Here is a 274-nt window from a genome sequence, read left to right on the forward strand (position 1 = left end):
ACCAGTTGGTGGAATGATTAACGAAATAAATCCGTTGTCGAGCGTTTTGGCACGCAGCGGTGTCATTAACGTTACTGAATTACTAGCACCACTACAATTTCTATCTGGAGCACACAGCGTTTCCTCAGCGTTTTGTATTAATGCTTGATATAAAACAGCAATAGCTTTGGCATTTACACCATCATCATTTCGTAATAGAATCTTCCGCTGCGTGATCCTGTACTTTTCGCTCGCCTGGGCTGGCGTCAGGATTATAGCACTGTGCGCCCAGGAA

At 44.5% G+C, this 274-nt stretch carries 1 protein-coding gene; it reads right to left on the reverse strand.

Annotation, left to right across the window (positions count from 1 at the left end):
- Nucleotides 1-216, reverse strand: a 216-nt coding sequence (locus CWB75_RS19005; protein WP_283234847.1) for a 5'/3'-nucleotidase SurE, incomplete at its 3' end; no start/stop codon positions are given.
- Nucleotides 217-274 lie beyond the last annotated feature (58 nt).

The organism is Pseudoalteromonas sp. S1608 (assembly GCF_005887265.1).
Taxonomy (GTDB): Bacteria; Pseudomonadota; Gammaproteobacteria; order Enterobacterales; family Alteromonadaceae; genus Pseudoalteromonas; species Pseudoalteromonas undina.